We start from the raw sequence: 22,406 nt of genomic DNA on the forward strand, positions 1-22,406 counted from the left end.
GCGCCGCAAGACGACGCCACGGACGCGGCCCGGAAAACCAGATGGCGTCACTCGCGAGCAGCGCAGCAATTCACTGTTCTGCTACAGATCCAGTTCCACCACGGAAAGGAATTCGAGATGGCAAAGAACATTGTCTTTTGTGCCGACGGGACGTGGAACAACCCCGACCAGGATGCCGACGCCGACCATACCGCCGACCCCACGAACGTCTACAAGCTGTTCCTGTGCCTGGCCGGAACGCTGTCGAGCGACTCCTTGCGGCAGGCCGACGAGCAGGAAAAGGTCCTGACCGGCGGCGCGATCGAGCAGGTCGCCAAATACATTCACGGCGTCGGCGATTCCCGCAATCCGATCAAGAAGTTGATGGGAGGAGCTTTCGGCGCAGGCATCATTTCGCGTGTCGTCCGAGGCTATACGTTCATTTCGCGGAACTACGAACCGGGAGCGAACATTTTCATTACCGGCTTCAGTCGGGGTGCCTACACGGCGCGCGCGCTGGCGGGGCTGATCGTATCGCAGGGGCTGCTGACGAGAAAGCTGACCGAAGACAAGGAGCAAGCCTACCGGCTGGGTGCCGAGGCGTGGTATGGCTACCGCAAGACGACCATCAAACCGTCGAGTCTGCACGGGCTAGCGGAAATCGCTGCCGATCTGCCGGCCTTCCTTTCGCGCGACAGGCTCGCGCCGACGGACCGCGTGCCGGTCGACCGCCTGGCGGCCGTCGCCGTATGGGATACTGTCGGCGCGCTGGGCATTCCGACCTATGCGGGTGGCAAGCACGTGGACACCTTCCAGTTTGCCGATACCAGGCTGAGCGAGAAAGTAGGCCACGGTTTTCACGCGGTTTCGCTCGACGAGCGCCGCAATGACTTCACGCCGACGCTGTGGGATCAGGCAGACAATGTGACGCAGGTGCTTTTCCCGGGTGCTCACGCCGACGTTGGCGGCGGTTACCCGGTGGCCAATCACGAGAGTGGCCTGTCGGATGGCGCCTTGCAGTGGATGCTCGACCGCCTGCAGGCGACTGGCGTTCTGCTGGCCAGCGCGCCAGCGTGGCCGATTGCGCCGAACCCGGCCGGCACCGCCCACCAGCCCTGGCAGCACAGGCCGTGGACACTTCCCGGCGTCTCGCTCGGGGCGAGGAGTTTTCCACCAGGGACGCCCGCGGACCCATCGATTGCCGCGCGTCGCGGCGCCGGCAAAGTCGTTGCGGAACCCGGCGAAGCCGCCCGGCCTTATCAACCGGCAAACCTGCCATGACGCGCCAGGAACATCGCCACCTGGCGCACCGCCGCCGCTGCCGGGAATCCTGCCACTGGCGACCGCTCCGCTCGACGAGAGCCTGGTTGATCCGGTGATGACGATCAAGAAGCGCGTAGGCAACAGCCGCGAAGAGCAACGCATCACCGGCAAACTCGACAGGATCGTCGTGACTCCGAGCACGGCGTGATTCACGCTGACCGCCTTCACGACAACGCACTGTTTGCCGGCGACCGCCTCAGCGGCGTCCTCAACTTCCATTTCGCCAGCGTCGACGACCTGCTGTTCGACCTCGCGGTCACGGCCAATGACTGGAGCGCGCCGCCCGGCGGCGCGCTCGACGAATCGATGGCGACGATGGAACGATCCATATCGCGCATTGATCGCTCCATGCGGGCGATGCACCGATGGCTACGGAAGTACGAGCGCCGGATCAAAAAATATCAGCACTGGCTCGGCAAGGATGAAGAATGGACCAGAAAGATTGAAGCGTGATCGACGCGCATGCAGCGGCAGATCGATCCGATCCAGGCTTCGCTGGCGGCGATCTGCACGTTTATCGAAAACAGCCAGCGATCACCGTCGCGCAGCGAAGTTTTCATCGCCGCGATGAAGCAATCGCCGCCGACGATCGACGGCTCGCCTGACGGCGTCCAGGCCTCGACTCGCGCCGTTCGAATGCCTGGCGCCCGAGCCGGCGAAAGCCAGTGCCACCTGCTCGCCGGAAGCTGCGCGAGGAATCGCGCGTTCACGACAAGGCGTCCGACGACGACGGCCGCTGCTGCGGCAGGATTGCAGTGCCATGAGTTCGAACTGGGCGATCGAGGCGTGTTCTTTGCGCTCGTGCCATGAACATTCTAATGTTGGTGAGGTTCTGGGCGTCGCGCTTGCCTTCACTCCGCGCCCAAGTGCCCTGCCGCACGACCCCTTTGACCAAACCGCGTCGTTGGACGTTTCGACAATCGACCAAAACGGTGAACGACGCGGTCAGGTCTTTGTCCGCCGTGCCTTGGGCAAAAGTCAAGACCTGACCCCTTTGTATGCTTTTCAAGGATCGGAGCTTCCCCGCGGCGTCGGGATGCTTCCCGGATGCGTTGGGATACTTCCACGAGGTGTCGGGATACTTCCACGAGGTGTCGGGATGCTCCCCGGATGCGTCGGGATGCTTCCATGAGGTGTCGGGATGCTCCCCGGATGCGTCACGATGCTTCAACGAGGCGTCACGATGCTTCCCTGATGCGTCACGATGCTTCAACGAGGCGTCACGATGCTTCCCCGATGCCTGCGGCCGCCTCCCTGCTCATCCAGTGGCCGATTCGGCAGGAGAGATTGCCGGCACGGATCAAGCTGTGCGCATTATCGGCGTCAAAGACCAGGTCATCGCCCAATTCGGGCCCAATTCCGACCAGGTCGCCTCGCTGGGCCTGAAGAAGAAATCCGAGCGCAAGTCACCGGCCCGCGCCAGCAAACCTGCCGCGTAGATCGGCGCCTGTGATTTGGCACGCGTTCAGGATGGCCGAACACAGGGGAGGCGGGGAACAGGCGGAAACAGCGGACGCACCACGGTTTTCCGGAGCCAGGATCGCATTAAGGACGTCCAAAACTCGGTTCTAAACCGTGATCTGTCCCCGAATCTCGCCCGAATCTCCGAACCGTGGTCTGTCCCCGAATCTCATCCCTTTGAACAAACCGCGCCGCGCGTATGACCCCGTCGTGCGGGATCCGGAAAAAACAAGACCCCGCCGAAGCGGGGTCTGTGGCCGTAATTGCGACACTACGCTTTCTTGCGGCGTCCGAATCCGAGGCCGGCCAGGCCAAGACCGAGAAGGGCAAGACTGGCGGGCTCGGGAACCGCACCGGGATCGACTTTGGTGACCGTGAAATCGATGTTGTCGATCGCGGTGTCGTAGGAGTCGGGGCCAAAATAGATGTAAATACCGGAACTTGACGTATAGGGCCCGGAGATAGACACATGCCCCGACTGTGGGAATGTCAGGGTAGCGTTATAGAGTGGCGCGTTATTTCCGTCCTCAATCGTGACGACGGTCGTGTAGTTCTGGAAATACCCACCCCCGTCGAAACCATTCAGCGTCACTTGATATCCTGCAAGTGGCTTCAGGAAGACACCCGCTGCACCCGCAGCAACGGTCGCCCCGTAGATGACATTTGTCAGGTTACCGTAATTAGAGTTAAACCAAAGCATCCTACCGCTGGGCATACCCCAGTTGGCGCCGATCCCGGTATTGTTGTTGTACTGGACGTCAAGCTGGCCGACGACGTCACCGTAAGTTTGGTCGACCGGGCGCCCTTGGGTGCAAGCAGAGCCGCCATCGCAAATATCACCATCGAAAGTCAGTACATAGGCGTTGGCTCCGCTAGCGACCACAGTGAGGCTGGCGATAGTGGCCGCCACTGCCAGCAGTGAGGTTCTGGTCTTCATGTGTGCAACCCCTTTCTTGAGGAAAATAGTGGCCGGCCTGAAAGGTCGGAATGGTGCTACGCAGATCCCAAAGCAGAACTTGTGCCACTTAGCAAAATTTCGACGTTTATTGGCTAAGAAACAGATGGTTAGGAACTTCCGCTCCTAGTGGTCCCTGCCCGGCCAGGAGCCTTGGTGTAAAGAATTCCGACACTTCCGCTTGACACTGGGGGAAAAGTAGTGTTGTTCGCGGGCTAGCAGGTCTTTTCCCGTGCCTTTGGCAAAAGTCGAGACCGGCCCCCTTCGCCTCTGCGCACGGTACCGCCATCGGCGGCATGTTCGCCCGCTTGCAGCGCGACAAAGTCCCCATCAGCAGGCGCAGCGACCCGGCGAGCTGATCGCCGAGCACCACCCCGACGCCTACCGAGCGATCATGCGGGCGCACATCGCCAACGGCAGCACCTGCCCCTGGCGACGATGACCGAACACCGTGATCTGGCGGAAGAAGACGATTTTGCAGCACGTGACGAAATCCGCAAGCCGATCAAGCGTATCCTAGTGAGCCGCCGGAGCAGCGCCGACGACTGCCGTGGCAGCCCGGCGCGAATCCTGGCAGCGCTGGCGTCCGGCGCAGCGCACGCGTTCCTTGCCTCGTCAGCGGCGGGCCGCTAGCATCTGATTTATCAACCTCTTCGATACGAGGATCGTCATGCAAGCGTTCCCGATACCGGCGCCGCGGTTCACCGGCGGCAGCCGCCGCGTCGACGCCGGCAGCGCCTGGAACTGGCTCACGCAGGGCTGGGCCATGTTCATCGCCCATCCCGGCACCTGGATAGCGATGATGGTCATTCTGATCGTCATCTATCTGGGGCTGGCGATCGTGCCACTGGTGGGGCAACTGGCGGCGCACGTGCTCACCCCGGTTCTTGCCGGCGGCATGCTGATCGCCTGTCAGAAGGTTGCGGACGAACAGACGCCGGCAATCGCCGACCTTTTCGCCGGCTTCCAGCGCAGCACCGGCGCGCTGGCGACGCTCGGCGTGCTGTACATGCTGGGCATGCTGGCAGTCTTTCTGGTCATCGTGCTGCTGGCCGGTGGCGGCCTCGCTGGTGGCATGATGCTCAACCAGTCGCTCGCAGCCGGCATCGCCGTCGGCAGCCTGTTGCTGGCCATGCTGCTCGGGATGCTACTGACGGTACCGCTGTTGATGGCCATCTGGTTCGCGCCGGCGCTGGTCGTTTTCAACGGCATGCAGCCGGTCGACGCGCTCAAGGCCAGCTTCAACGCCTGCCTGAAGAACGTCCTGGTGTTCACGGTCTACGGTCTGTTCACCATGGTGCTGTGCTTTTTCGCCGCACTGCCCGTCGGCTTGGGGTTTCTGGTCCTTGGGCCGGTACTCGCCGGCTCCGTGTATGCTTCCTACAAAGATATCTTCCTGGCCACCTGAGCGCCCGACGACAAATCATGCAAGCACTGACTCTTCCCGCCGCGCACGGCTGGCGCTGGCTCAACGACGGCTTCCGCCTGTTCCGCAAGAACCACCTGCTGCTGACCTTTTTGGTCGTCAGCTACTGGCTGCTGATGGCGCTGGTGAACGTCATCCCGGTGCTCGGCACGATCGCCACGACGCTGTGCATCCCGGCGTTCTCGGTCAGCCTGATGAACGCCTGCCGCAACATCGATCGCGGCGTCCCGCTCGCTCCGCAACTGCTGTTCTCGGGTTTCGAAAACAACCTGCGCTCGCTGCTCTCGCTGGGCGCCATCTATCTGGTGGCGACGGTCGGCATTCTGGCGATCTCGGCGCTGGCCGACGACGGCGCGCTGATGCGCATGATGCTGGCCGGCGAGAAACCCGATGAGGCGGCGCTGAACAGCGGCAACCTGCTGCTGGCGACGCAGATTGCGCTGCTGCTGCTGTGCCCGCTGGTGATGGCCTACTGGTATGCGCCGGTGCTCGTCGGCTGGCACGCGCTGTCGCCGGGCAAGGCGCTGTTCTTCAGCTTCGTCGCCTGCCTGCGCAACTGGCGCGCCTTCCTGGTCTACTCGCTGGCGGTGATGGTCGCGGCGATGCTGGTGCCGCTGCTGCTCGGAGTCGTCGCCGCGCTGCTGCCGAACATCGCCGGGCTGCTGACGGTGCTGATGACCATCCTGCTCATTCTGATTCTCGCGCCAACACTGTTTGCCAGCTTCTACGTCAGTTATCGGGACGTTTTCGTGAGCACCAGCGGCGATGCCTGAGCGGCTACACGACAAGCCGCTGGGGATTTTTGGCGGCACCTTCGATCCGGTTCATTTCGGTCACTTGCGTCTCGCCGAAGAGGCCGCCGACCAGCTCGACCTGGCCGGCGTGCGCTGGATTCCGGCCGGTCAGCCGGCGCTGCGCGAAGCGCCGCAGGTGACCGCGCAGCAACGCCTGGCGATGGTCCGCATGGCCACCGCCGAGAACCGCAGCTTCGACGTCGATGCCGCCGAAGTGCACGCCGCCCAACCCAGCTACACGGTGCTCACCCTCGAACGCCTGCGCCAGGCCGATCAGTGCGGCGGGCTGCGGCCGCTGGTCCTGCTGCTCGGTGCCGACGCCTTCACCGCCCTGACCGGCTGGCACCGCTGGCAGTCCTTGCTCGAGCTGGCGCACATCGCCGTCGCCCATCGACCCGGTTTCCCGATCGACGTCGACGCGCTGCCGGAGGCACTGGCCGCGTGCTGGCGCGAGCGCTTCTGCAGCCACCCGGCGGCGCTGGCCGAAGCGCCCGCCGGGCGTATCGCCAGCTTCGCGATGACCCAGTTGGCGATTTCGGCGACGCAGATTCGCACGCTCCTGGCCAACGGCCGCAGTCCTCGCTATTTGCTGCCTGACGAGCTTATCGCTTATATTCGAAACCAACACCTTTACCCGGAGTACTGACTTAACAATGAATCTCCCGCAGCTGGAAAAACTCGTCGTCGACGCGCTCGAAGACATCAAGGGCCGTGATATCGAGGTCATCAATACCACCCGCCTGACCTCGCTGTTCGACTGTATCGTCGTCGCCTGCGGCGACTCGAACCGCCAGGTCAGATCGCTGGCGCGCCATGTTCAGGACAAAGCCCGCGAAGCGGGTGTGCACGTCCTTTCCTGTGAAGGTGAGGAAACGGGCGAGTGGGTCCTGGTCGACCTCGGCGACATCGTCGTCCATGTCATGCAGCCAGCCGTCCGCAGCTACTACCGGCTCGAAGAGCTGTGGGGTGGCAAAGGCCCGGCACGCGTTCGGCGGGCGGCAACCGAAGTGCAACAGGTCGCCGCCGGCGAGGAATGAAGCTGGCCATTCTCGCCGTCGGCCACAAGCCACCGGCGTGGGTCGCCGAGGGCTGCGCCGAGTACATCAAGCGGATGCCGCGCGAACTACCGCTGGCGGTCGTCGAGGTCAAGCCGGAAAGCCGCGGCTCGAAAAACCGCGAGCAGCTGCTGGCCGCCGAGAAGCTCCGCCTGCTGGCGGCACTGCCAACCTACCAGCGAGTCATTATCCTCGACGAGCGTGGCGACGATCTGACGACGCTACAGTTGGCGCAGCGCCTGCAGGGCTGGATGCGTGCCGGTGGCGCGACAGCCTTCGTCATCGGCGGCGCTGATGGCCTTGACGAGGACCTGAAGCAGCGCGCCGACGAAAGTATCCGCCTCTCCAGTCTGACGCTGCCGCACGCCCTGGCGCGGCTGTTGCTCTGCGAGCAGCTCTATCGAGCCGGCAGCGTCGTTCGCCAACATCCTTACCATCGGGAGGGCTGATGTCACTCGCCAACCAGCAAGCACGTGTTCACCTGGCGTCACGCAGCCCGCGGCGGCGCGACCTACTGACGCAGATCGGCGTCGGCTTCGACACCATCGCCTTCCGCAGTGACGCGCGCGGCGACCCCGAACTCGACGAGACGCCGCTACCCGGCGAAGACCCGAGCACTTACGTCGAACGAATTGCCCGCAACAAGGTGGACCTCGGTTGCCGAATCGTCTACTGGCGCCGACTGCTCGAACAGCCGGTGCTGGCCGCCGACACGACGATCGAGCTGGCTGGCGAGTTGATCGGCAAACCGACCGACGCCGACGACGCCAAACGCATCCTGCGCCGCCTGTCTGACCGCACGCATCGCGTGCTGACGGCGATGGCGATCGGCTTCGAAGGGCGCATTGAAGTAGCCCGCTCGGTCAGCGAGGTCAGTTTTCGCGAGCTCGACGACGGCGAGATCGATCGCTACGTGGCCAGCGGCGAACCGATGGACAAGGCCGGTGCCTATGGCATCCAGGGTCGCGCGGCGATGTTCATCGAGCACCTCGCCGGCAGCTATACCGGCGTGATGGGCCTGCCGCTGTGCGAAACCGCGCAGTTGCTGAAGACCTTCGGCTACCAGCCGTAGCCGGCCGGCACAAAGGCAACGCGGCCGCCGGATTCGCGAGGGAAACCCGTTCAGTGCGCATTCTGCTGGTTGAAGACGACGCCATGCTGGCGGACGGCATCCGTGCCGGCCTGAAGCTGGCCAACTATGCCGTCGACTGGGTGCGTGACGGCGATGCCGCACGCCTGGCGCTGCTCGACCACGCTTATCAGGCCTGCGTTCTCGATCTCGGTCTGCCCAGGCGCGGTGGTCTGTCGGTACTCGAGGAGTTGCGCGGCCGGGGCAGCCAGCTGCCGGTATTGATCCTGACCGCCCGCGACACCAGCGCCGACAAGATCGCCGGCCTCGACGCCGGCGCCGACGATTATCTGACCAAGCCCTTCGACCTCCCCGAGTTGCAGGCGCGTCTGCGAGCCCTGCTCCGGCGAGCCGGCGGCGCCGCCGTACCGACGCTGACCCACGCCGGCGTGGTCCTCGATCCGGCCAGCAAACGCGTCACCCACAATGGCCAGCCGGTCACTCTCTCGGCCCGCGAATACACCCTGTTGCACGATCTCCTGCGCCACAAGACGCACATCCGTAGCCGCGGCCAGCTCGAGGAGAGTCTCTACGCCTGGGGCGAAGAAACCGGCAGCAATACCGTCGAGGTCTACATCCACAATCTGCGCCGCAAACTCGGCGCCGACTTCATTCGCACGATTCGCGGCCTGGGCTACCAACTGCGGGACTCGGCCTGATGCCAACAAACTTGCCGGGGCGGCACCTGCAGTCGCTGCGCTGGCGCCTGCTGCGTACCGTCGGCCTGGCCGCGCTGCTGGGCCTGGCCGTGAGCACTGTGCTCAGCTACCGGCAGGCGCAGCACGAGGCCGAGGAACTGATGGACGGGCATCTGGCACAATCGGCCAGACTGCTGCTGGCGCTTGCCAGCGACGACCCGCAGCAGCTCGCCGATCTGGCGACTCGCCTGCAAACGCTGGACCGCGTTGGCTCGAGTCCCTACGACCCGCCACTGGAATTCCAGATCGGCCGTAGCGACGGCTCCGTGCTGCTCCGTTCGCCGCACGCGCCCAGCGCCTCCCTGTCGGGGAAAACCGGCTACACCGCCAGCGAGCACGACGGCGGTCCCTGGCGGCTGCTGACTCTCGCCTCGACGACCGGCGGCTACCGGGTACAGATCGGTCAGTCGATCAAGCTGCGCGACCGCGCCGCGCTGGAAGTTGCCCGCCAGGCGGTCTTGCCGAACGCGCTGATTTCGCCACTCCTGCTGCTGCTGATCTACTTCTCGGTGCGGCGCGGACTGAAACCCCTCGACGACCTGGCCAGCGATGTCGCTTCGCGGTCGCCGGAAAACCTCGAAGCGCTGCCCGGACACGGTGTGCCGCGCGAAGTGCAGCCGCTGCTGAGCGCGCTCAATCGTCTGCTGCTCCGACTGCGCGAGGCCCTGAACAAGGAACGCCGCTTCACGGCCGACGCCGCGCACGAATTGCGCACGCCGCTGGCGGTGATCAAGGTCCAGGCGCAGGTGGCACAACTGAGCAGCGACGCCGCCGACCGCCAGCACGCGCTGCGCCAGATCCTGGCGGGCAGCGACCGTGCCACGCGCGTCGTCGAACAGCTGCTGCGGCTGGCCCGCCTCGACCCCCTGGCCGGACTACCCGAGCCGAGCGACGTCGACCTTGGCGAACTGGCACAGCAGGTATTCAGCGAAGTCTGGCCGACCGTCGCGACGCACGCCATTCAGCTGCAGAGTGACGCCTCGCCGCTGCTCGTCCGGGGCGACGCCGAGCTGCTGCAAATCGTCGTCCGTAACCTGCTCGACAACGCCCTGCGCCATACGCCGCCGGGCAGCACGATCACCGTCTGCACGCGCCGCGAGCATGGTGATCTGCTGCTGGCCGTTGCCGACGACGGTCCGGGCGTTCCGCCCGCCGACTTACCGCGACTGGTCGAACGCTTCTATCGCGGCCACGAGACGCTCGCCGAAGGCAGCGGTCTCGGGCTGGCGATCAGCCAACGGATTGCCGAACTGCACGACGCCTCCCTGGAGTTCGCCAACCTCGCCGGCGGTGGTTTCGAAGCGCGTCTGCGCTGGCGCGAATCGGCGCCAGCCGCGCACGACTTCCACAGCGCGAGACGGCCAATCGAGTAGCCGGCGGCGAAGGAACCGAGTAGGCCGAGCCTGGCGAGCTTGCTGGTGATAGCGGCGGCGGCCATCGATTTCCTTGAAGACCTTGCGGCGCTCCTCAAATAGACCGTTGCTACTTGATTCTGGCGCTTGACGCATCCTATCCCCGGGGATAGGATTAGTTCCATGAGTACGCACACCTCGCACCCGGAAATCATCAAGCGCCTGAAACGCGCCGAAGGCCACCTCAAGAGCATCATCACCATGCTTGAGGGTGGCCGCAATTGCCTGGAGATCGCCCAGCAACTGCAGGCTGTCGAAAGCGCGGTCGGCAACGCCAAAAAGACGCTGGTTCACGATCACATTGATCACTGCCTTGAACAAGCGGTGCGTAACGGCGCCCAGACCGCGGACGAAACGATCCGCGAGTTCAAAGCGATCACCAAGTACCTCTGAAAGAAGCCCGATGAGCAACTTTTCTGCCTTGTTGGCGCAAGGCACGGCTAACGCCTGGCTGTTTATTCCGAGCGCAATCCTGCTCGGCAGCCTGCACGGCCTCGAGCCGGGCCATTCCAAGACCATGATGGCGGCCTTCATCGTGGCTATTCGTGGCACGGTGGCGCAAGCCGTTCTACTCGGGGTGTCGGCGACGATTTCGCACACCGCCGTGGTCTGGGTCATCGCGCTCGGCGGCATGTACTTCGGTCGGAAATGGGATGCCGAGACCAGTGAGCCGTATCTGCAGGTCGCCTCCGCCGTCGTGATTATCGCTGTCGCGCTGTGGATGATGTGGCGCAACTGGCGGCAGGGGCAGTCTGCCGAGCAGGCCCATGACCACGACCATCATCATGACGACACGAAACGGATCGATACCGGCCACGGTTTAGTACGGCTGGAAGTTTTCGAGGACGGTGTGCCGCCGCGCTTCCGCCTGTTCCGAGAAAGCGGACACGGCCACACGTGGGCTGCCGAGCAGGTGCGGATCGAGACCGAACGAGCGGACGGCAGCATCCAGAAATTCAGTTTCGTGCAGCGCGATGGTTTCGTCGAGTCCGACCAGGAGATTCCCGAGCCACACGAGTTTGTCGTCCGCTTGCGCCTGGGCGATGAGCAGCACAGCCACGACTACGACGTCGAGTTCGTCGAGCACGATCACCATCAGCACGCCATCAAGGACTACGAAGGGCTCGACGTGTCGGCTCCGGGCTACCAGGATCCGCACGAACTGGCGCACGCCAACGACATTCGCCATCGCTTCGCCAATCGCGAAGTGACGACCGGGCAGATCGTCATGTTCGGGCTCACCGGCGGGCTGATTCCCTGTCCAGCGTCGATCACCGTGCTGTTACTGTGCTTGCAACTCAAGGAGATCACCCTCGGTGCGACCCTGGTGCTGTGCTTCAGTATCGGCCTGGCCTTGACGATGGTCCTTTCGGGCGCGCTGGCGGCCTTGAGCGTGAAGCACGTTGCCAAGCGCTGGAGTGGTTTCGGCGAATTCGCTCGCCAAGCGCCGTACTTCTCTGGCGCCCTCATCCTGCTCGTTGGCATTTACCTCGGTTATCAAGGCTTGCACGCCCTGGCCTGACAGCGTGCATGCCCTTTGAGAACGCGCGTTTACAGCCCGGCGAGGATTTTGCGTGCCGGACGATGTCATGCGAGCGCACGCGCCTCGACGCTGCCAGCCTGTTTCGGGCACTTGCTGCGACCGCGCTTCGACTGCTGACACCCCCCAACACGGCAGCCGCCGGACTCTCGGGCCGGTGCCGCACGATTTACCAGTAGTATTGGCTGAGCAGCAGCGCCGCCAGTAGCGCGGCGATGAGCGCCAGCAGGCGCGCCTGCTGGCGCTGCGTACGCGCCAGTTCGGCGAGCAGCGGCGCCAGATCGGACGCTTTCGGCTGCGCCAGAGCCTGGTGCACCAGCCTTGGCAGCTGCGGCAGCATGCGCGCCCAATTGGGCGCCTCCTGCTGCACGCCGCGCTGGAAAGCGCGGCGGCCGATCTGCTCGTTCATCCAGCGTTCAAGGAAAGGTTTGGCGGTCTTCCAGAGATCGAGATTGGGGTCGAGCTGGCGACCGAGGCCTTCAATATTGAGCAGCGTTTTTTGCAGCATCACCAGCTGCGGCTGGATTTCGACGTTGAAGCGGCGCGAGGTCTGGAACAGGCGTAGCAGCACGCGGCCGAAGGAGATCTCGTGTAGCGGCCGGTCAAAGATGGGCTCGCAGACCGCCCGCACGGCGGCCTCGAACTCGTCGGCGCGGGTATCGGCTGGCGCCCAGCCCGCTTCGATGTGGGCGGTCGCGACGCGCTTGTAGTCGCGCTGAAAGAAAGCCAGAAAATTCTGCGCCAGATAGTTCTTGTCGCTGTCGGTCAGCGTCCCGACGATGCCGAAGTCGAGCGCGATGTAGCTGCCGTGGTGCGCCGGGTCGGTGGCGATGAAAATGTTGCCGGGGTGCATATCGGCGTGAAAGAAACCGTCACGGAAAACCTGCGTGAAGAAAATCTCGACGCCGGCACGCGACAGGGCCGGCAGGTCGATGCCGGCGACGATCAACGCGCCGGTCTGGCTGATCGGGATACCGCGCATGCGCTCCATGACCATCACCGTGGTCGTGCACTGATCCCAGTACACCTCCGGAACCTGCAACAACCGCGAGCCGTGAAAGTTGCGCCGCAACTGCGAGCAGTTGGCCGCTTCGCGCATCAGGTCGAGTTCGTCGTAGAGATACTTGGCGAACTCGGCAACGACTTCGCGCGGCTTCAGCCGCTTGCCATCCGACCACACCGCTTCGAGCAGGACGGCGAGCGTTTCGAGCAGCGCCAGATCGTTGGCGATGACGCCGTGCATGGATGGCCGTAGCACCTTGACCGCAACCTCGTGGCCGCCATCTTCCGGGCGCAGGCGGGCAAAGTGAACCTGCGCGATCGAGGCACTGGCCACCGGCGTCGAGTCGAACTCGGCAAATACTTCACTGGCCGGCCGGCCGTAGGCCTTCTCGATCTGCGCCAGCGCCAGCGCCGACGAAAACGGCGGTACGCGATCCTGCAACTTGGCGAGTTCGTCGGCAATATCCGGGCGCAGCAGGTCGCGGCGGGTCGACAGGACCTGTCCAAACTTGACGAAGATCGGCCCCAGCGCTTCCAGAGCAAGGCGCAGGCGAACGGCCGACGGGCTATCGAAGCGCCGCCAGAAGTGCAGCGCCCGCGACAGTGCCGCCAAGCGGCCACTGGGCTCGTGCTCGAGAATCATCTCGTCAAGACCGTAGCGGCTGGCAATGCGAAGAATTTTGACGAGGCGGAAAAGTCGCACGGCTGACGAGGGGGAAGGTGGTCGGTAAAGGAGCAAGTTTACACAGAAACCACACAGAAACGAGCTTCATCGCGGTGCCGACGATTAGCTGGCCGTGCTATGGCATCGTATAATCGTCGGCTTCACCGAATCCATTAGCCGACGCCGCCCGATGAGTCACGATCTGAAATCCCACCTGGCCGAGTTGATGCGCGCCGCGCTGCGCAGCGTGGCACCCGCCGAGGCCGTCAGCGAAATCCATATCGAACGGCCCAAGCAGGCCACGCATGGCGATTTTTCGTGCAACCTGGCGATGCAGCTGGCGCGCTCGCTGAAGCGCAATCCGCGGCAACTGGCACAACTGCTGCTGGCCGAGTTGCCATCGTCGCCCTTCCTCAGCAGAGCCGAAATCGCCGGCGCCGGTTTCATCAACTTCCACGTGCCGCCGGCGGCCAAGCTCGAAGTCGTTCGCGATGTTCTCGAACAGGCGGATGATTTCGGCCGCGCAACGGCTGGTGGCCAGAAGAAAGTGCTGGTCGAGTTCGTTTCGGCCAACCCGACCGGACCCTTGCACGTCGGCCATGGCCGCGGTGCCGCCTACGGTGGCAGCCTGTGCACGCTGCTCGCCTTCGCCGGCTGGGATGTGACCAGCGAATACTACGTCAACGATGCCGGCCGCCAGATGGACATCCTGGCCTTGTCGACCTGGCTACGCTACCTGCAACTTGCCGGCAGCGACGCGGCGCAATTGGCTTTCCCGAGCAACGCCTATCAGGGCAGCTACGTGCGCGAGATGGCTAGCCAGCTGCAGGCGGCGCATGGCGACCGCTACCTGCAACCCACGGCCAGCGTCTTCGCCGGCGTCCCCGCCATGCCCGACGTCGAGCGTACCGACGCCGAAGCCAAGCAACAGCGCGAAGCGCACCTCGACGCGCTGATTGCCAATGCCAAGCAGCTGCTCGGCGGCGGCTGGCAGTACGTGCATGAGCACGTGCTCAGCGAGCAGCTCGCCGACTGCCGCAGCGACCTCGAAGAGTCCGGTGTGCATTTCGACGTCTGGTTCTCCGAACAATCCCTGTTCGCTGCCGGCCTGGTCGAACGCTGCGTCGAACAGCTGCAAACGGCCGGCCATCTGTACCTTCAGAATGGCGCACGCTGGTTTCGATCGACCACTTTCGGCGACGAAAAAGACCGCGTCGTGCAGCGCGAGAACGGCCAGTACACGTACTTTGCGTCGGATATCGCGTATCACCTCAACAAGTACGAGCGCGGCTTCCAAAGGGTCATCAACGTCTGGGGCGCCGATCATCACGGCTACATTCCGCGCGTCAAAGGTGCCCTCGGCGCGCTCGGACTCGACCCCGCAAGGCTGGACGTCGCGCTGGTACAGTTTGCGGTGCTCTATCGCGGCGGCCGGAAGGCGCAGATGTCGACGCGTTCGGGCGACTTCGTGACGCTACGCACGCTGCGCGACGAAGTCGGTAACGACGCGTGCCGCTTCTTTTACGTCCTGCGCAAGTCGGATCAGCACCTCGATTTCGACCTCGACCTGGCGAAAAGCCAGTCCAACGAAAACCCGGTCTACTACATCCAGTACGCGCACGCCCGCGTCTGCTCGCTGCTGGCGCTGTGGGCCGGCCAGCCCGAAGCACTCGCTGCCGCCGACCTGGCGCGGCTCGACAGCGTCCATGAGCTGGCGCTGGCCGCCCGCCTGGGCGAGTTTCCGGAGGTCGTCGAAGCCGCCGCCAGCGACCTGGCGCCGCACCTGATCGCCTTTTACCTCAAGGAACTCGCCGCCGACTTCCATAGCTACTACAACGCCGAGCGGATGCTGGTCGACGATCCTGCGCTCAAGGACGCGCGCATGGCGCTGGCCGCGGCCGTCAGGCAGGTGATCCGCAACGCGATGGCGATCCTCGGCGTCAGCTGCCCGGAATCGATGTAATCAGAGAACAAAGGAGCGCCATGAGTGTTGACATGAAACCCCCGCGCAAGGCGCCACCCCGGACGAAGTCGGGTGGCAGCACACTGCTCGGCCTGTTCATCGGTCTGGTCGTCGGAATGGTCGTCGTCGCCGCCGTGGTCTGGTATGTAAACCGGGTGCCGCTACCCTTCACGACCACCGGACAGCAACCCAAACTGCCGGCACCGGTTTCCGACGCACCGCCGCAACAGGCGAGTGCGGCGACACCCGAGATGCCGGCACTGGCGCCGGCACCGGTGCCCTTGCCCGGCAAGCCCGGCGACTCGACCGCACCCGAAAAACCGCGCTTTGACTTCTACAAGATCCTGCCCGGCAAAGCCGAAGCGATTCCCGACCCGACCGGCTCCCGACCGGCAGACGACCCGGCCGCTGTCGCTGCTCTGACCGACCGCCACGCTAGCGGCAGCAAGCCGATCGAAGCCAAGCCACTTGAGGCCAAGCCGATCGAAGCCAAGCCGCTTGAAGCCAAGCCGCTCGAGGCCAGACCGGCCGAAATCAAGCCGGTCGAAATCAAGCCCACCGAGATCAAGCCGGCAGACAGCGGCAAAACCGATCGGGAAGCCAATTTGAAACAGGCGATCTACCTGCAAGCCGGCTCGTTCCAGAGCGTCAGCGAGGCCGACAACCAAAAAGCACGGCTGGCGATGCTCGGCGTCGAGGCACGAATCCAGCAGGTGATGTTGCAGGACAAGGTGTGGTACCGCGTCAGGCTGGGGCCGTATGTGCGAATGGACGACGTCAACGGCGTCCGCGGCGAGCTGGCCAGACAAGGAATCGACGCCAGAGTAGTCAAGAAAGATTAGCTCAACCAAGGAGAATGGAAATGCATAGACTGACAAGCCGTTGGCTGCTGGCGATCACCCTGGCACTCCTGACCAGCGCTCTGCCGGCGCGAGCCGAAGTGCTCCTAGGACACGATTACGTGGCGATCGTCCCCGCGCAGGCAACCGACAACCCGGCCAAGGTCGAGGTTCTCGAGTTCTTCTCCTACGGTTGCCCGCATTGCAGCGACTTTAACCCGCTGGTCAGCAAGTGGGCAGAGGCATTGCCGAGCGACGTCGTCTTCAAGCGCGTGCCGATCTCCTTCGGGCGGCCGCAGTGGGCGAGCCTGTCCAGGCTGTACTACGCGCTGGCCGCCACCGGCGACCTGCGCAAACTCGACGGCGCCGTCTTCCATGCCCTGCATCAGGAAGGCAAGAAGCTTTTCGACGACAAGAGCATCATCGCCTGGGTCGGTGCGCAAGGCGTCGATACCAAGAAATTTACCGATGCCTACAACTCCTTCGGGGTCATCAGCCAGGCCAAACGCGCCGACCAGATGGCGCAGGCCTACAAGATCCAGGGCGTCCCGGCACTGGCCGTCGACGGCAAGTATCTGATGACCGGCAAGGACATCAAGAACTACGGTGAACTGCTGACCTTGACCGACGAGGTCATCGCCAAGGCGCGTAGCGAACACGCCAAGAAGTGAACCGCGGCAGCGACGTGCCGCCCCGCAAGCTGTTCATCACCGGCGCCTCGTCGGGAATCGGCCAGGCACTCGCCGAACATTACGCCGCCCAGGGTGCCCAGCTCGGGCTCGCCGCACGTCGCGCCGAGCCCTTGCAGCGCCTGGCCGAGCGCTGGCCAGGACAGGTTTGCTGCTACCCGCTCGACGTCACCGACGCGGCCGCCTTGCGCGCTGCTGGCGACGACTTCATCGACCGTCTCGGCACCCCGGATATCGTCGTCGCCAATGCCGGCGTCTCGGTCGGCACGCTGAGCGAGCACGCCAAGGATCTCGACGCCATCCGGCAGGTCATGGACACCAATTTTTTTGGCATGGTGGCAAGCTTCTCGCCGTTCATCGGCGCCATGCGTCGCGCTGGCAAGGGCCGCCTGGTCGGCGTCGCTTCGGTCGCCGGCATCCGCGGCCTGCCGGGTTCGGAAGCGTATAGCGCGTCGAAAGCTGCGGTCATCAGCTATCTCGAAAGTCTGCGCGTCGAACTGCGCGGCTCGGGCGTCAAAGTGGTCACTCTCTGTCCCGGCTACATCCGGACGCCGATGACCGAGCGCAATCCCTTCCCGATGCCCTTCCTGATGCCTGCCGACGTCGCCGCAGCGCGTTTCGCGCAAGCCATCGAGCGCGGCAGCAGCTATGTCGTCGTCCCCTGGCAAATGGCGCTCGTTGCCAAATTGCTGCGACTGCTGCCAAACGCCGTCTACGATCGCCTGCTGGAGAAGGTGCCACGCAAACCGCGGCGTGGCTCGGCCACTTGATCGTCGGCGCGGCGGCACTTTCGATCGCCTCGGGGTCGCGCCCGACCATCAGCACCTGACACCCGGCGGCGGCCAGGTCGCGAGCTACCGCCAGGCCAAGAGCACGCGCGGCACCGGTCACACGGCAAGTTTCTGCGCTAGCATTTGTCTCTCCCCTCGCCCCCTCTCCCTTTTCCTGACTGCAAAGCGCCAAACATGCAATGGGCCGACGCAATCGGCAAGCCACACGGCCGCTACCCGGGCCAGCCACGGATCGTCTCGCTGGTACCCAGCCTCACCGAGCTGCTGGTAGCCCTGGGGCTGGCCGACGCGCTGGTCGGCCGCACCGGCTTCTGCATCCATCCGCGGCAGGTCGTCCGGCGGCTGCCCAAGCTCGGCGGCACCAAGGGTTTCGACGTCGATAAGCTGCGCGCGCTGCGACCGACGCACGTGCTGGTCAACATCGATGAAAACCGCCGTGAAGAAATCGAGCCGCTGCGCGACTTCGTGCCGCATCTGATCGTCACCCATCCGCTGGCCGCCGACGATAACCTCGGGCTCTACCGCCTGCTCGGCGGCGTCTTTGGCCGCGACGCGCAGGCCGCCGCGCTGGCCGCCGACTTCACGCGCGAAGCGCTGGCGCTGGGTGCGCTGAGCGAGCGCCTGCCGCGCCAGCAGGTGCTCTACCTGATCTGGCAGAAGCCCTGGCTCAGCGTCGCCCGCGACACCTATATCTCGCGCATGCTGGCGGCCGCTGGCTGGGACACGCTGCCGGCAGCAAGCACGCTGCGCTACCCCGAAGTCGATCTGCCGAGCGTCGCCGCGCAGGCAGAAATCGTCTTCTTGTCGAGCGAGCCCTACCCCTTTCGCGAGCCGCAGCGGCGGCAGCTGGCGGAGCAGCTGGCTGGCCAGGCGCCGGGTGCGCGCGTCGCGCTGATCGATGGCGAGATGGTCTCCTGGTACGGCAGCCGGGCGATCGCCGGCCTGGCGTACTTGCGCCAGCTGCGCGCGCGCCTGGCCAATTCGGCCGAAAATTGACCGGTATCAAGTGCCGGCTGGCAGCGCTGTCTATACTGGCGACCTCCACTTGACGAGGTTCCGCATGCCGCACCGCGCCGTACCCCAACTGATTTGCCCTGCCGGCAGCCTGCCGGCGCTCAAGGCGGCGGTCGACCACGGCGCCGACGCGGTATACATCGGCTACCGCGACGACACCAACGCACGCAATTTTGCCGGCCTGAATTTCGATCAGAAGGCGATGGTCGCCGGCATTCGCTACGCGCAGTCGCGTCAGCGCAAGGTGCTGATGGCGATCAACACCTTTGCCCAACCCGGCCGCGCCGCCGCCTGGCAGCGCGCCGTCGATGGCGCAGCCGACCTCGGCGTCGACGCGGTGATCCTCGCCGACATCGGGCTGCTCGACTACGCCAGCCGCCGCCACCCGACGCTGCGCCTGCACCTCTCGGTACAGGGCTCGGCAACCAGCTACGAGGCGGTCAATTTTGCCCATCGCGAGTTCGGCGTACAGCGCGCGGTACTGCCGCGCGTGCTGACGCTGGCGCAGGTCGAAACGGTGATCCGCAATACGCCGGTCGAGATCGAGGTTTTCGGATTCGGCAGCTTGTGCGTAATGAACGAGGGCCGCTGCTGGTTGTCGTCGTACGCCACCGGCGAGTCGCCGAATACCGTCGGCGCGTGTTCGCCGGCCAAGTACGTCAAATGGGAGAAATCGCCGGGAGCGATGAGCACGCGCCTGAACGGCATCCTGATCGACCGCTTCGGCGACGACGAAGCCGCCGGCTACCCGACGCTGTGCAAGGGACGCTTCGAGGTCGGCGGTGAAACCTACTACGCACTCGAAGAACCAGCCAGCCTCAACGTCCTCGAAGTCCTGCCCGAGATCGCCGCCATCGGCGTCGCGGCGATCAAGGTCGAAGGCCGCCAACGCAGCCCGACCTACGTCGCGCAGGTCACCCGCAGCCTGCGCGCCGCGCTCGACGCGCTGGCCAGCGACGCCCAGCACTTCCAGGTTAAGGCCGCCTGGCAGGCCGAACTGGCGCGCGTCTCCGAAGGCAGTCAGGTAACGCTGGGCGCCTACAACCGCCCCTGGCGCTAGGGCCCACGACAACCATGAAACTGGCACTCGGGCCACTGCTCTACTTCTGGCCAAAAAACGAGGTCTTCGAGTTCTACGCCGAAATGGCGCAGAACCCGGCGATCGACATCATCACCGTCGGCGAGGTGGTCTGCTCGCGCCGCCAGCAGATTCGCGTCGCCGACTGGCTGGCGCTGGCGCGTGACCTGGCCGACGCCGGCAAGGAAGTGGTCATTGCCGCGCAAGCGCTGCTCGAATCCGAGAGCGACCTGAAAGCGCTGCGCCGCCTGCGTGCCGAACTCGCCGAAATCCCCGGCTGCCGCCTCGAAGCGAACGACCTCGGCGCGGTCAATATCGCCGCCGGCAGCGCCTTTGTCGCCGGCCCGCATCTCAATATCTACAACGAACAGACGCTGGCGACCTTTGCCCGCTACGGCATGCAGCGCTGGGTACCGCCGCTGGAAGGCGACCGCCGGCTGATCGAGACGCTGCACTGCGCTCGCCCGAGCGGCGTCGAGACCGAGGTCTTCGCCTTCGGCAAACTGCCGCTGGCTTTTTCGGCGCGCTGTTTCACCGCGCGCCACTACGGCCTCAACAAGGACGACTGCCAGTTCAAGTGTCTCGACCACCCCGAGGGGATGACGCTGCGCACCCGCGAAGGACAGCCATTCCTGGCGATCAACGGCATCCAGACGATGTCGGCGCAGACTTACAACCTGTTGCCGCAGGTGCCCGAGCTGTTGCGAATGGGTATCGAGGTGCTGCGCATCAGCCCGCAAGCAACGCACATGGCGGCGATCATCGCCGCTTTTGACGCTGCCCGCCGTGCTCAGCCGATCGAAACCGAGAGCAGCGGCTGGGCCAGCGAAGGCATGGTAGACGGCTACTGGTTTGGCGAGGCCGGCATCGTCCGGCAGCACACGGCGGCAGCACTCGCCGAAATTGAAGGAAAGCACCGATGAGCGAGTTTTTTTCGATTCCCCGTTTCAAACTGCCGCGGCTGGTCGCCGCGGTCGGCGCCAAGCTGCCGCAATGGCCACACTCGCTGGCCCTGGCGACAGCATTGAACGCCGCCGCCAGGGCCGGACTCCTGCCTGCCGACAGCGTGGCGATGCTCGAAGGGAGAACTTTCGTCGTTGACGTGCTGGACGCCGGCGCACACGCCAGCTTCACCTATCGCGGCGGCGTCTTCCGGCCGCTGTGGCAGCTACCGCAAGACCCCGACCTGTCGTTCAGCGCCAGGCTCTCGGCCTTCCTGCAATTGCTCGCGCGTCAGGAAGACCCGGACACCTTGTTCTTCAACCGCGAATTGACGATCGTCGGCGACACCGAACTCGGCCTGCTGATCAAGAACATGCTCGACGCCGTCGAGCTGCCACGCCTGCCGCAACGGCCGACCTTACCGATCTTTCGCCACTAACGGTCATGACGCGTGGAAACACCCCAAATCAGGAAAGTCATGACCGTTTCCGCCTTCCCCTGGCCCTTCTCGCGCAGGGGGAGAAGGGAGTTTCGTGAGTCGCGTACGCGACTTTCACAGTAACCCGGCAATCAGCTGTCGCGAGAGCCGCCGACGACTTCCGCGGGCGGGTCCTCGCCATCGGGATTGATCACCCCGAACGACGCTGGGATGCGAGTGTAGAAGATGCGCATCTTTTCCTGGGCCAGCAGGTCGAGCAGGCGTATCGCTTCGTCGTCATTGACCACGAACTCGACCTCGATGCCGCTGCTGCCGGCGAGCTCGAAGAAGCGGTCTTCGTGCACCGCGTGCCGCCGGCCGAAACCGCCAATCGCGCGGAAAGCCGAGCCGCCACGGATACCCATCCGGTTACCTTGCTCGAGTAACCATTCCCAGAGCAGGCGGCCGTGATGCTTCTGGATTTCGTTCACGTAGAACCTCAGAAACGAACCTTCCATGCTTCCCTCTCTTTTTCCTGACTTCCTTGCCGCCGCACTGCCGCAGCAAACGCTGCCGGTGATGAATAGCGGTGCGCGATCATCGCGTCACAGCGCCGCCCGCGCCCAGACGACCGTCGCGATGCCGGCGAAGGTCATCAACACCGAGCCACTGACATGCACGGCGACGATGCCCAGGGCCCAGGAAAGTCGTCCTTCCTGCAACAAGGCCGCGAGTTCGGCCGAGAACGTCGAGAAGGTCGTCAGGCCGCCACAGAAACCGGTGATGATCAGTAGCCGCCATTCGGGCGAGATCGCCGAATACGACGCGAAAAACGCCACCGCGACGCCAATCACGTAGCCGCCAAGCAGATTGGCGACCAGCGTCCCGGGCGGAATCGTCGGAAAGATACTGTTGAGCCGGATCCCCAGCTGCCAGCGCAACAATGCGCCCAGTGCAGCTCCGATCGAAATGGCGACGACTGATTTCCACATACACCTGCCCTACCGGTCATGACGATTCGAGACATCCCCGGGCATGAAAGTCATGACCGTTTCCTGCACCTGCCGCTTGCGTGCGCCCTGAACTCCCGGTCGCAGCGCCGATCCTTCTCCGGCACGGGCGGCAAGGGTGAGCCGTGCGCCGCCGATACGCTGGAGCAAGGCCGGCACGCTGAACGACAAGCAACACCTGGCGCCCCGGGCGGCCAATATAGCACCGGAACTTGCCTCCTGAA

General features: G+C 64.5%; 27 protein-coding genes and 1 pseudogene. 24 read left to right on the forward strand and 4 right to left on the reverse strand.

Annotation, left to right across the window (positions count from 1 at the left end):
* Positions 1–117: 117 nt before the first annotated feature.
* The 4 genes and pseudogenes from QZ656_RS04975 to QZ656_RS04990 all read left to right on the forward strand — a co-directional run bounded on the left by QZ656_RS04975 (position 118) and on the right by QZ656_RS04990 (position 2,741).
* Positions 118–1,260, forward strand: a complete 1,143-nt coding sequence (locus QZ656_RS04975; RefSeq protein ID WP_291992347.1) for a DUF2235 domain-containing protein — start codon at positions 118–120, stop codon at positions 1,258–1,260.
* Positions 1,208–1,450 carry a hypothetical protein gene (locus QZ656_RS04980; RefSeq protein ID WP_291992348.1) on the forward strand — a complete coding sequence of 81 codons (243 nt, stop codon included), beginning with the start codon at positions 1,208–1,210 and terminating at the stop codon, positions 1,448–1,450. The genes QZ656_RS04975 and QZ656_RS04980 overlap by 53 nt, the downstream gene beginning before the upstream one ends.
* A pseudogene (locus QZ656_RS04985) lies at positions 1,441–1,755 on the forward strand (phosphotransferase); the annotation flags it as partial. The gene QZ656_RS04980 and the pseudogene QZ656_RS04985, both read left to right, overlap by 10 nt.
* Before the next feature lie 854 nt (positions 1,756–2,609).
* Complete coding sequence (locus QZ656_RS04990; protein WP_291992349.1) at positions 2,610–2,741, forward strand: hypothetical protein; 132 nt, start codon at positions 2,610–2,612, stop codon at positions 2,739–2,741.
* Between the two features lie 293 nt (positions 2,742–3,034).
* Here QZ656_RS04990 and QZ656_RS04995 read toward each other — a convergent pair whose 3' ends face one another.
* Complete coding sequence (locus QZ656_RS04995; protein WP_291992350.1) at positions 3,035–3,700, reverse strand: PEP-CTERM sorting domain-containing protein; 666 nt, start codon at positions 3,698–3,700, stop codon at positions 3,035–3,037.
* A 250-nt stretch (positions 3,701–3,950) separates the two neighbouring features.
* Here QZ656_RS04995 and QZ656_RS05000 point away from each other — a divergent pair, with 250 nt between their 5' ends.
* The 12 genes from QZ656_RS05000 (at position 3,951) to QZ656_RS05055 (ending at position 11,754) form a co-directional block, all read left to right on the forward strand.
* A complete protein-coding gene (locus QZ656_RS05000) occupies positions 3,951–4,160 on the forward strand; it encodes a hypothetical protein (protein WP_291992351.1) in 210 nt (69 codons plus the stop codon).
* On the forward strand, positions 4,157–4,351 hold the full coding sequence (locus QZ656_RS05005) for a hypothetical protein (protein ID WP_291992352.1): 195 nt from the start codon (positions 4,157–4,159) through the stop codon (positions 4,349–4,351). Before QZ656_RS05000 ends, QZ656_RS05005 begins: the two co-directional genes overlap by 4 nt.
* A 37-nt stretch (positions 4,352–4,388) precedes the next feature.
* A complete protein-coding gene (locus tag QZ656_RS05010) occupies positions 4,389–5,126 on the forward strand; it encodes a BPSS1780 family membrane protein (protein ID WP_291992353.1) in 738 nt (245 codons plus the stop codon).
* A 17-nt stretch (positions 5,127–5,143) separates the two neighbouring features.
* Positions 5,144–5,917, forward strand: coding sequence for a BPSS1780 family membrane protein (locus QZ656_RS05015; protein ID WP_291992354.1), 774 nt, complete (start codon positions 5,144–5,146; stop codon positions 5,915–5,917).
* Positions 5,910–6,584: a nicotinate-nucleotide adenylyltransferase gene (gene nadD / locus QZ656_RS05020; RefSeq protein ID WP_291992355.1), complete on the forward strand. Its 675-nt coding sequence runs from the start codon at positions 5,910–5,912 to the stop codon at positions 6,582–6,584. The genes QZ656_RS05015 and nadD overlap by 8 nt, the downstream gene beginning before the upstream one ends.
* 7 nt (positions 6,585–6,591) lie before the next feature.
* The gene (gene rsfS, locus QZ656_RS05025) at positions 6,592–6,975 is read left to right on the forward strand and encodes a ribosome silencing factor (RefSeq protein ID WP_291992356.1); all 384 of its coding nucleotides are present in this window, start codon (positions 6,592–6,594) and stop codon (positions 6,973–6,975) included.
* Entirely contained in the window at positions 6,972–7,442 is a 471-nt protein-coding gene (gene rlmH / locus QZ656_RS05030; RefSeq protein ID WP_291992357.1) for a 23S rRNA (pseudouridine(1915)-N(3))-methyltransferase RlmH, read from the forward strand. The genes rsfS and rlmH overlap by 4 nt, the downstream gene beginning before the upstream one ends.
* Complete coding sequence (locus QZ656_RS05035; protein WP_291992358.1) at positions 7,442–8,065, forward strand: Maf family protein; 624 nt, start codon at positions 7,442–7,444, stop codon at positions 8,063–8,065. Before rlmH ends, QZ656_RS05035 begins: the two co-directional genes overlap by 1 nt.
* Positions 8,066–8,118: 53 nt before the next feature.
* Entirely contained in the window at positions 8,119–8,781 is a 663-nt protein-coding gene (locus QZ656_RS05040) for a response regulator transcription factor (RefSeq protein WP_291992359.1), read from the forward strand.
* Positions 8,781–10,193 carry an ATP-binding protein gene (locus QZ656_RS05045; RefSeq protein WP_291992360.1) on the forward strand — a complete coding sequence of 471 codons (1,413 nt, stop codon included), beginning with the start codon at positions 8,781–8,783 and terminating at the stop codon, positions 10,191–10,193. Before QZ656_RS05040 ends, QZ656_RS05045 begins: the two co-directional genes overlap by 1 nt.
* A gap of 162 nt (positions 10,194–10,355) precedes the next feature.
* On the forward strand, positions 10,356–10,625 hold the full coding sequence (locus QZ656_RS05050) for a metal-sensing transcriptional repressor (RefSeq protein ID WP_291992361.1): 270 nt from the start codon (positions 10,356–10,358) through the stop codon (positions 10,623–10,625).
* A 10-nt stretch (positions 10,626–10,635) separates the two neighbouring features.
* Entirely contained in the window at positions 10,636–11,754 is a 1,119-nt protein-coding gene (locus QZ656_RS05055; protein ID WP_291992362.1) for a nickel/cobalt efflux protein RcnA, read from the forward strand.
* Between the two features lie 187 nt (positions 11,755–11,941).
* Here QZ656_RS05055 and ubiB read toward each other — a convergent pair whose 3' ends face one another.
* Complete coding sequence (gene ubiB, locus QZ656_RS05060; protein ID WP_291992363.1) at positions 11,942–13,477, reverse strand: ubiquinone biosynthesis regulatory protein kinase UbiB; 1,536 nt, start codon at positions 13,475–13,477, stop codon at positions 11,942–11,944.
* A 151-nt stretch (positions 13,478–13,628) separates the two neighbouring features.
* Here ubiB and argS point away from each other — a divergent pair, with 151 nt between their 5' ends.
* From argS to QZ656_RS05100, 8 genes are all read left to right on the forward strand, one after another.
* Positions 13,629–15,401 carry an arginine--tRNA ligase gene (gene argS / locus QZ656_RS05065; RefSeq protein WP_291992364.1) on the forward strand — a complete coding sequence of 591 codons (1,773 nt, stop codon included), beginning with the start codon at positions 13,629–13,631 and terminating at the stop codon, positions 15,399–15,401.
* Between the two features lie 20 nt (positions 15,402–15,421).
* Positions 15,422–16,243: an SPOR domain-containing protein gene (locus QZ656_RS05070; RefSeq protein WP_291992365.1), complete on the forward strand. Its 822-nt coding sequence runs from the start codon at positions 15,422–15,424 to the stop codon at positions 16,241–16,243.
* A gap of 20 nt (positions 16,244–16,263) precedes the next feature.
* The gene (locus QZ656_RS05075; RefSeq protein WP_291992366.1) at positions 16,264–16,911 is read left to right on the forward strand and encodes a thiol:disulfide interchange protein DsbA/DsbL; all 648 of its coding nucleotides are present in this window, start codon (positions 16,264–16,266) and stop codon (positions 16,909–16,911) included.
* Complete coding sequence (locus QZ656_RS05080) at positions 16,908–17,699, forward strand: SDR family oxidoreductase (RefSeq protein ID WP_291992367.1); 792 nt, start codon at positions 16,908–16,910, stop codon at positions 17,697–17,699. The genes QZ656_RS05075 and QZ656_RS05080 overlap by 4 nt, the downstream gene beginning before the upstream one ends.
* A gap of 195 nt (positions 17,700–17,894) precedes the next feature.
* Positions 17,895–18,716: a helical backbone metal receptor gene (locus QZ656_RS05085; protein WP_291992368.1), complete on the forward strand. Its 822-nt coding sequence runs from the start codon at positions 17,895–17,897 to the stop codon at positions 18,714–18,716.
* A 64-nt stretch (positions 18,717–18,780) separates the two neighbouring features.
* Entirely contained in the window at positions 18,781–19,794 is a 1,014-nt protein-coding gene (locus tag QZ656_RS05090) for a peptidase U32 family protein (RefSeq protein ID WP_291992369.1), read from the forward strand.
* Between the two features lie 14 nt (positions 19,795–19,808).
* On the forward strand, positions 19,809–20,735 hold the full coding sequence (locus QZ656_RS05095) for a U32 family peptidase (RefSeq protein WP_291992370.1): 927 nt from the start codon (positions 19,809–19,811) through the stop codon (positions 20,733–20,735).
* Positions 20,732–21,193: an SCP2 sterol-binding domain-containing protein gene (locus tag QZ656_RS05100; protein WP_291992371.1), complete on the forward strand. Its 462-nt coding sequence runs from the start codon at positions 20,732–20,734 to the stop codon at positions 21,191–21,193. The genes QZ656_RS05095 and QZ656_RS05100 overlap by 4 nt, the downstream gene beginning before the upstream one ends.
* 131 nt (positions 21,194–21,324) lie before the next feature.
* On the opposite strand, the gene QZ656_RS05105 is transcribed toward QZ656_RS05100, so the two are convergent.
* Together QZ656_RS05105 and crcB are read right to left on the reverse strand one after the other, a co-directional pair.
* Positions 21,325–21,690 (reverse strand): DUF190 domain-containing protein, encoded by a 366-nt coding sequence (locus tag QZ656_RS05105; RefSeq protein WP_291992372.1) that lies wholly within the window; start codon positions 21,688–21,690, stop codon positions 21,325–21,327.
* 87 nt (positions 21,691–21,777) lie between these two features.
* Entirely contained in the window at positions 21,778–22,164 is a 387-nt protein-coding gene (gene crcB, locus QZ656_RS05110) for a fluoride efflux transporter CrcB (protein ID WP_291992373.1), read from the reverse strand.
* Positions 22,165–22,406 lie beyond the last annotated feature (242 nt).

Source organism: Candidatus Accumulibacter sp. ACC003, from assembly GCF_907163085.1.
Taxonomy (GTDB): Bacteria; Pseudomonadota; Gammaproteobacteria; order Burkholderiales; family Rhodocyclaceae; genus Accumulibacter.

Excerpts from the sequence above, each read along its gene's own strand:
- QZ656_RS05015 (WP_291992354.1), top strand. The coding sequence starts at position 5,144 with ATGCAAGCACTGACTCTTCCCGCCGCGCACGGCTGGCGCTGGCTCAAC.
- QZ656_RS04975 (WP_291992347.1), top strand. The coding sequence starts at position 118 with ATGGCAAAGAACATTGTCTTTTGTGCCGACGGGACGTGGAACAACCCC.
- rlmH (WP_291992357.1), top strand. The coding sequence starts at position 6,972 with ATGAAGCTGGCCATTCTCGCCGTCGGCCACAAGCCACCGGCGTGGGTC.
- QZ656_RS05070 (WP_291992365.1), top strand. The coding sequence starts at position 15,422 with ATGAGTGTTGACATGAAACCCCCGCGCAAGGCGCCACCCCGGACGAAG.
- crcB (WP_291992373.1), bottom strand. The coding sequence starts at position 22,164 with ATGTGGAAATCAGTCGTCGCCATTTCGATCGGAGCTGCACTGGGCGCA.
- QZ656_RS05075 (WP_291992366.1), top strand. The coding sequence starts at position 16,264 with ATGCATAGACTGACAAGCCGTTGGCTGCTGGCGATCACCCTGGCACTC.
- QZ656_RS05100 (WP_291992371.1), top strand. The coding sequence starts at position 20,732 with ATGAGCGAGTTTTTTTCGATTCCCCGTTTCAAACTGCCGCGGCTGGTC.
- QZ656_RS05050 (WP_291992361.1), top strand. The coding sequence starts at position 10,356 with ATGAGTACGCACACCTCGCACCCGGAAATCATCAAGCGCCTGAAACGC.
- QZ656_RS05045 (WP_291992360.1), top strand. The coding sequence starts at position 8,781 with ATGCCAACAAACTTGCCGGGGCGGCACCTGCAGTCGCTGCGCTGGCGC.
- rsfS (WP_291992356.1), top strand. The coding sequence starts at position 6,592 with ATGAATCTCCCGCAGCTGGAAAAACTCGTCGTCGACGCGCTCGAAGAC.
- QZ656_RS04995 (WP_291992350.1), bottom strand. The coding sequence starts at position 3,700 with ATGAAGACCAGAACCTCACTGCTGGCAGTGGCGGCCACTATCGCCAGC.
- QZ656_RS05010 (WP_291992353.1), top strand. The coding sequence starts at position 4,389 with ATGCAAGCGTTCCCGATACCGGCGCCGCGGTTCACCGGCGGCAGCCGC.
- QZ656_RS05085 (WP_291992368.1), top strand. The coding sequence starts at position 17,895 with ATGCAATGGGCCGACGCAATCGGCAAGCCACACGGCCGCTACCCGGGC.
- nadD (WP_291992355.1), top strand. The coding sequence starts at position 5,910 with ATGCCTGAGCGGCTACACGACAAGCCGCTGGGGATTTTTGGCGGCACC.
- QZ656_RS05055 (WP_291992362.1), top strand. The coding sequence starts at position 10,636 with ATGAGCAACTTTTCTGCCTTGTTGGCGCAAGGCACGGCTAACGCCTGG.
- QZ656_RS05090 (WP_291992369.1), top strand. The coding sequence starts at position 18,781 with ATGCCGCACCGCGCCGTACCCCAACTGATTTGCCCTGCCGGCAGCCTG.
- QZ656_RS05105 (WP_291992372.1), bottom strand. The coding sequence starts at position 21,690 with ATGGAAGGTTCGTTTCTGAGGTTCTACGTGAACGAAATCCAGAAGCAT.
- argS (WP_291992364.1), top strand. The coding sequence starts at position 13,629 with ATGAGTCACGATCTGAAATCCCACCTGGCCGAGTTGATGCGCGCCGCG.
- QZ656_RS05035 (WP_291992358.1), top strand. The coding sequence starts at position 7,442 with ATGTCACTCGCCAACCAGCAAGCACGTGTTCACCTGGCGTCACGCAGC.
- QZ656_RS05095 (WP_291992370.1), top strand. The coding sequence starts at position 19,809 with ATGAAACTGGCACTCGGGCCACTGCTCTACTTCTGGCCAAAAAACGAG.
- QZ656_RS05005 (WP_291992352.1), top strand. The coding sequence starts at position 4,157 with ATGACCGAACACCGTGATCTGGCGGAAGAAGACGATTTTGCAGCACGT.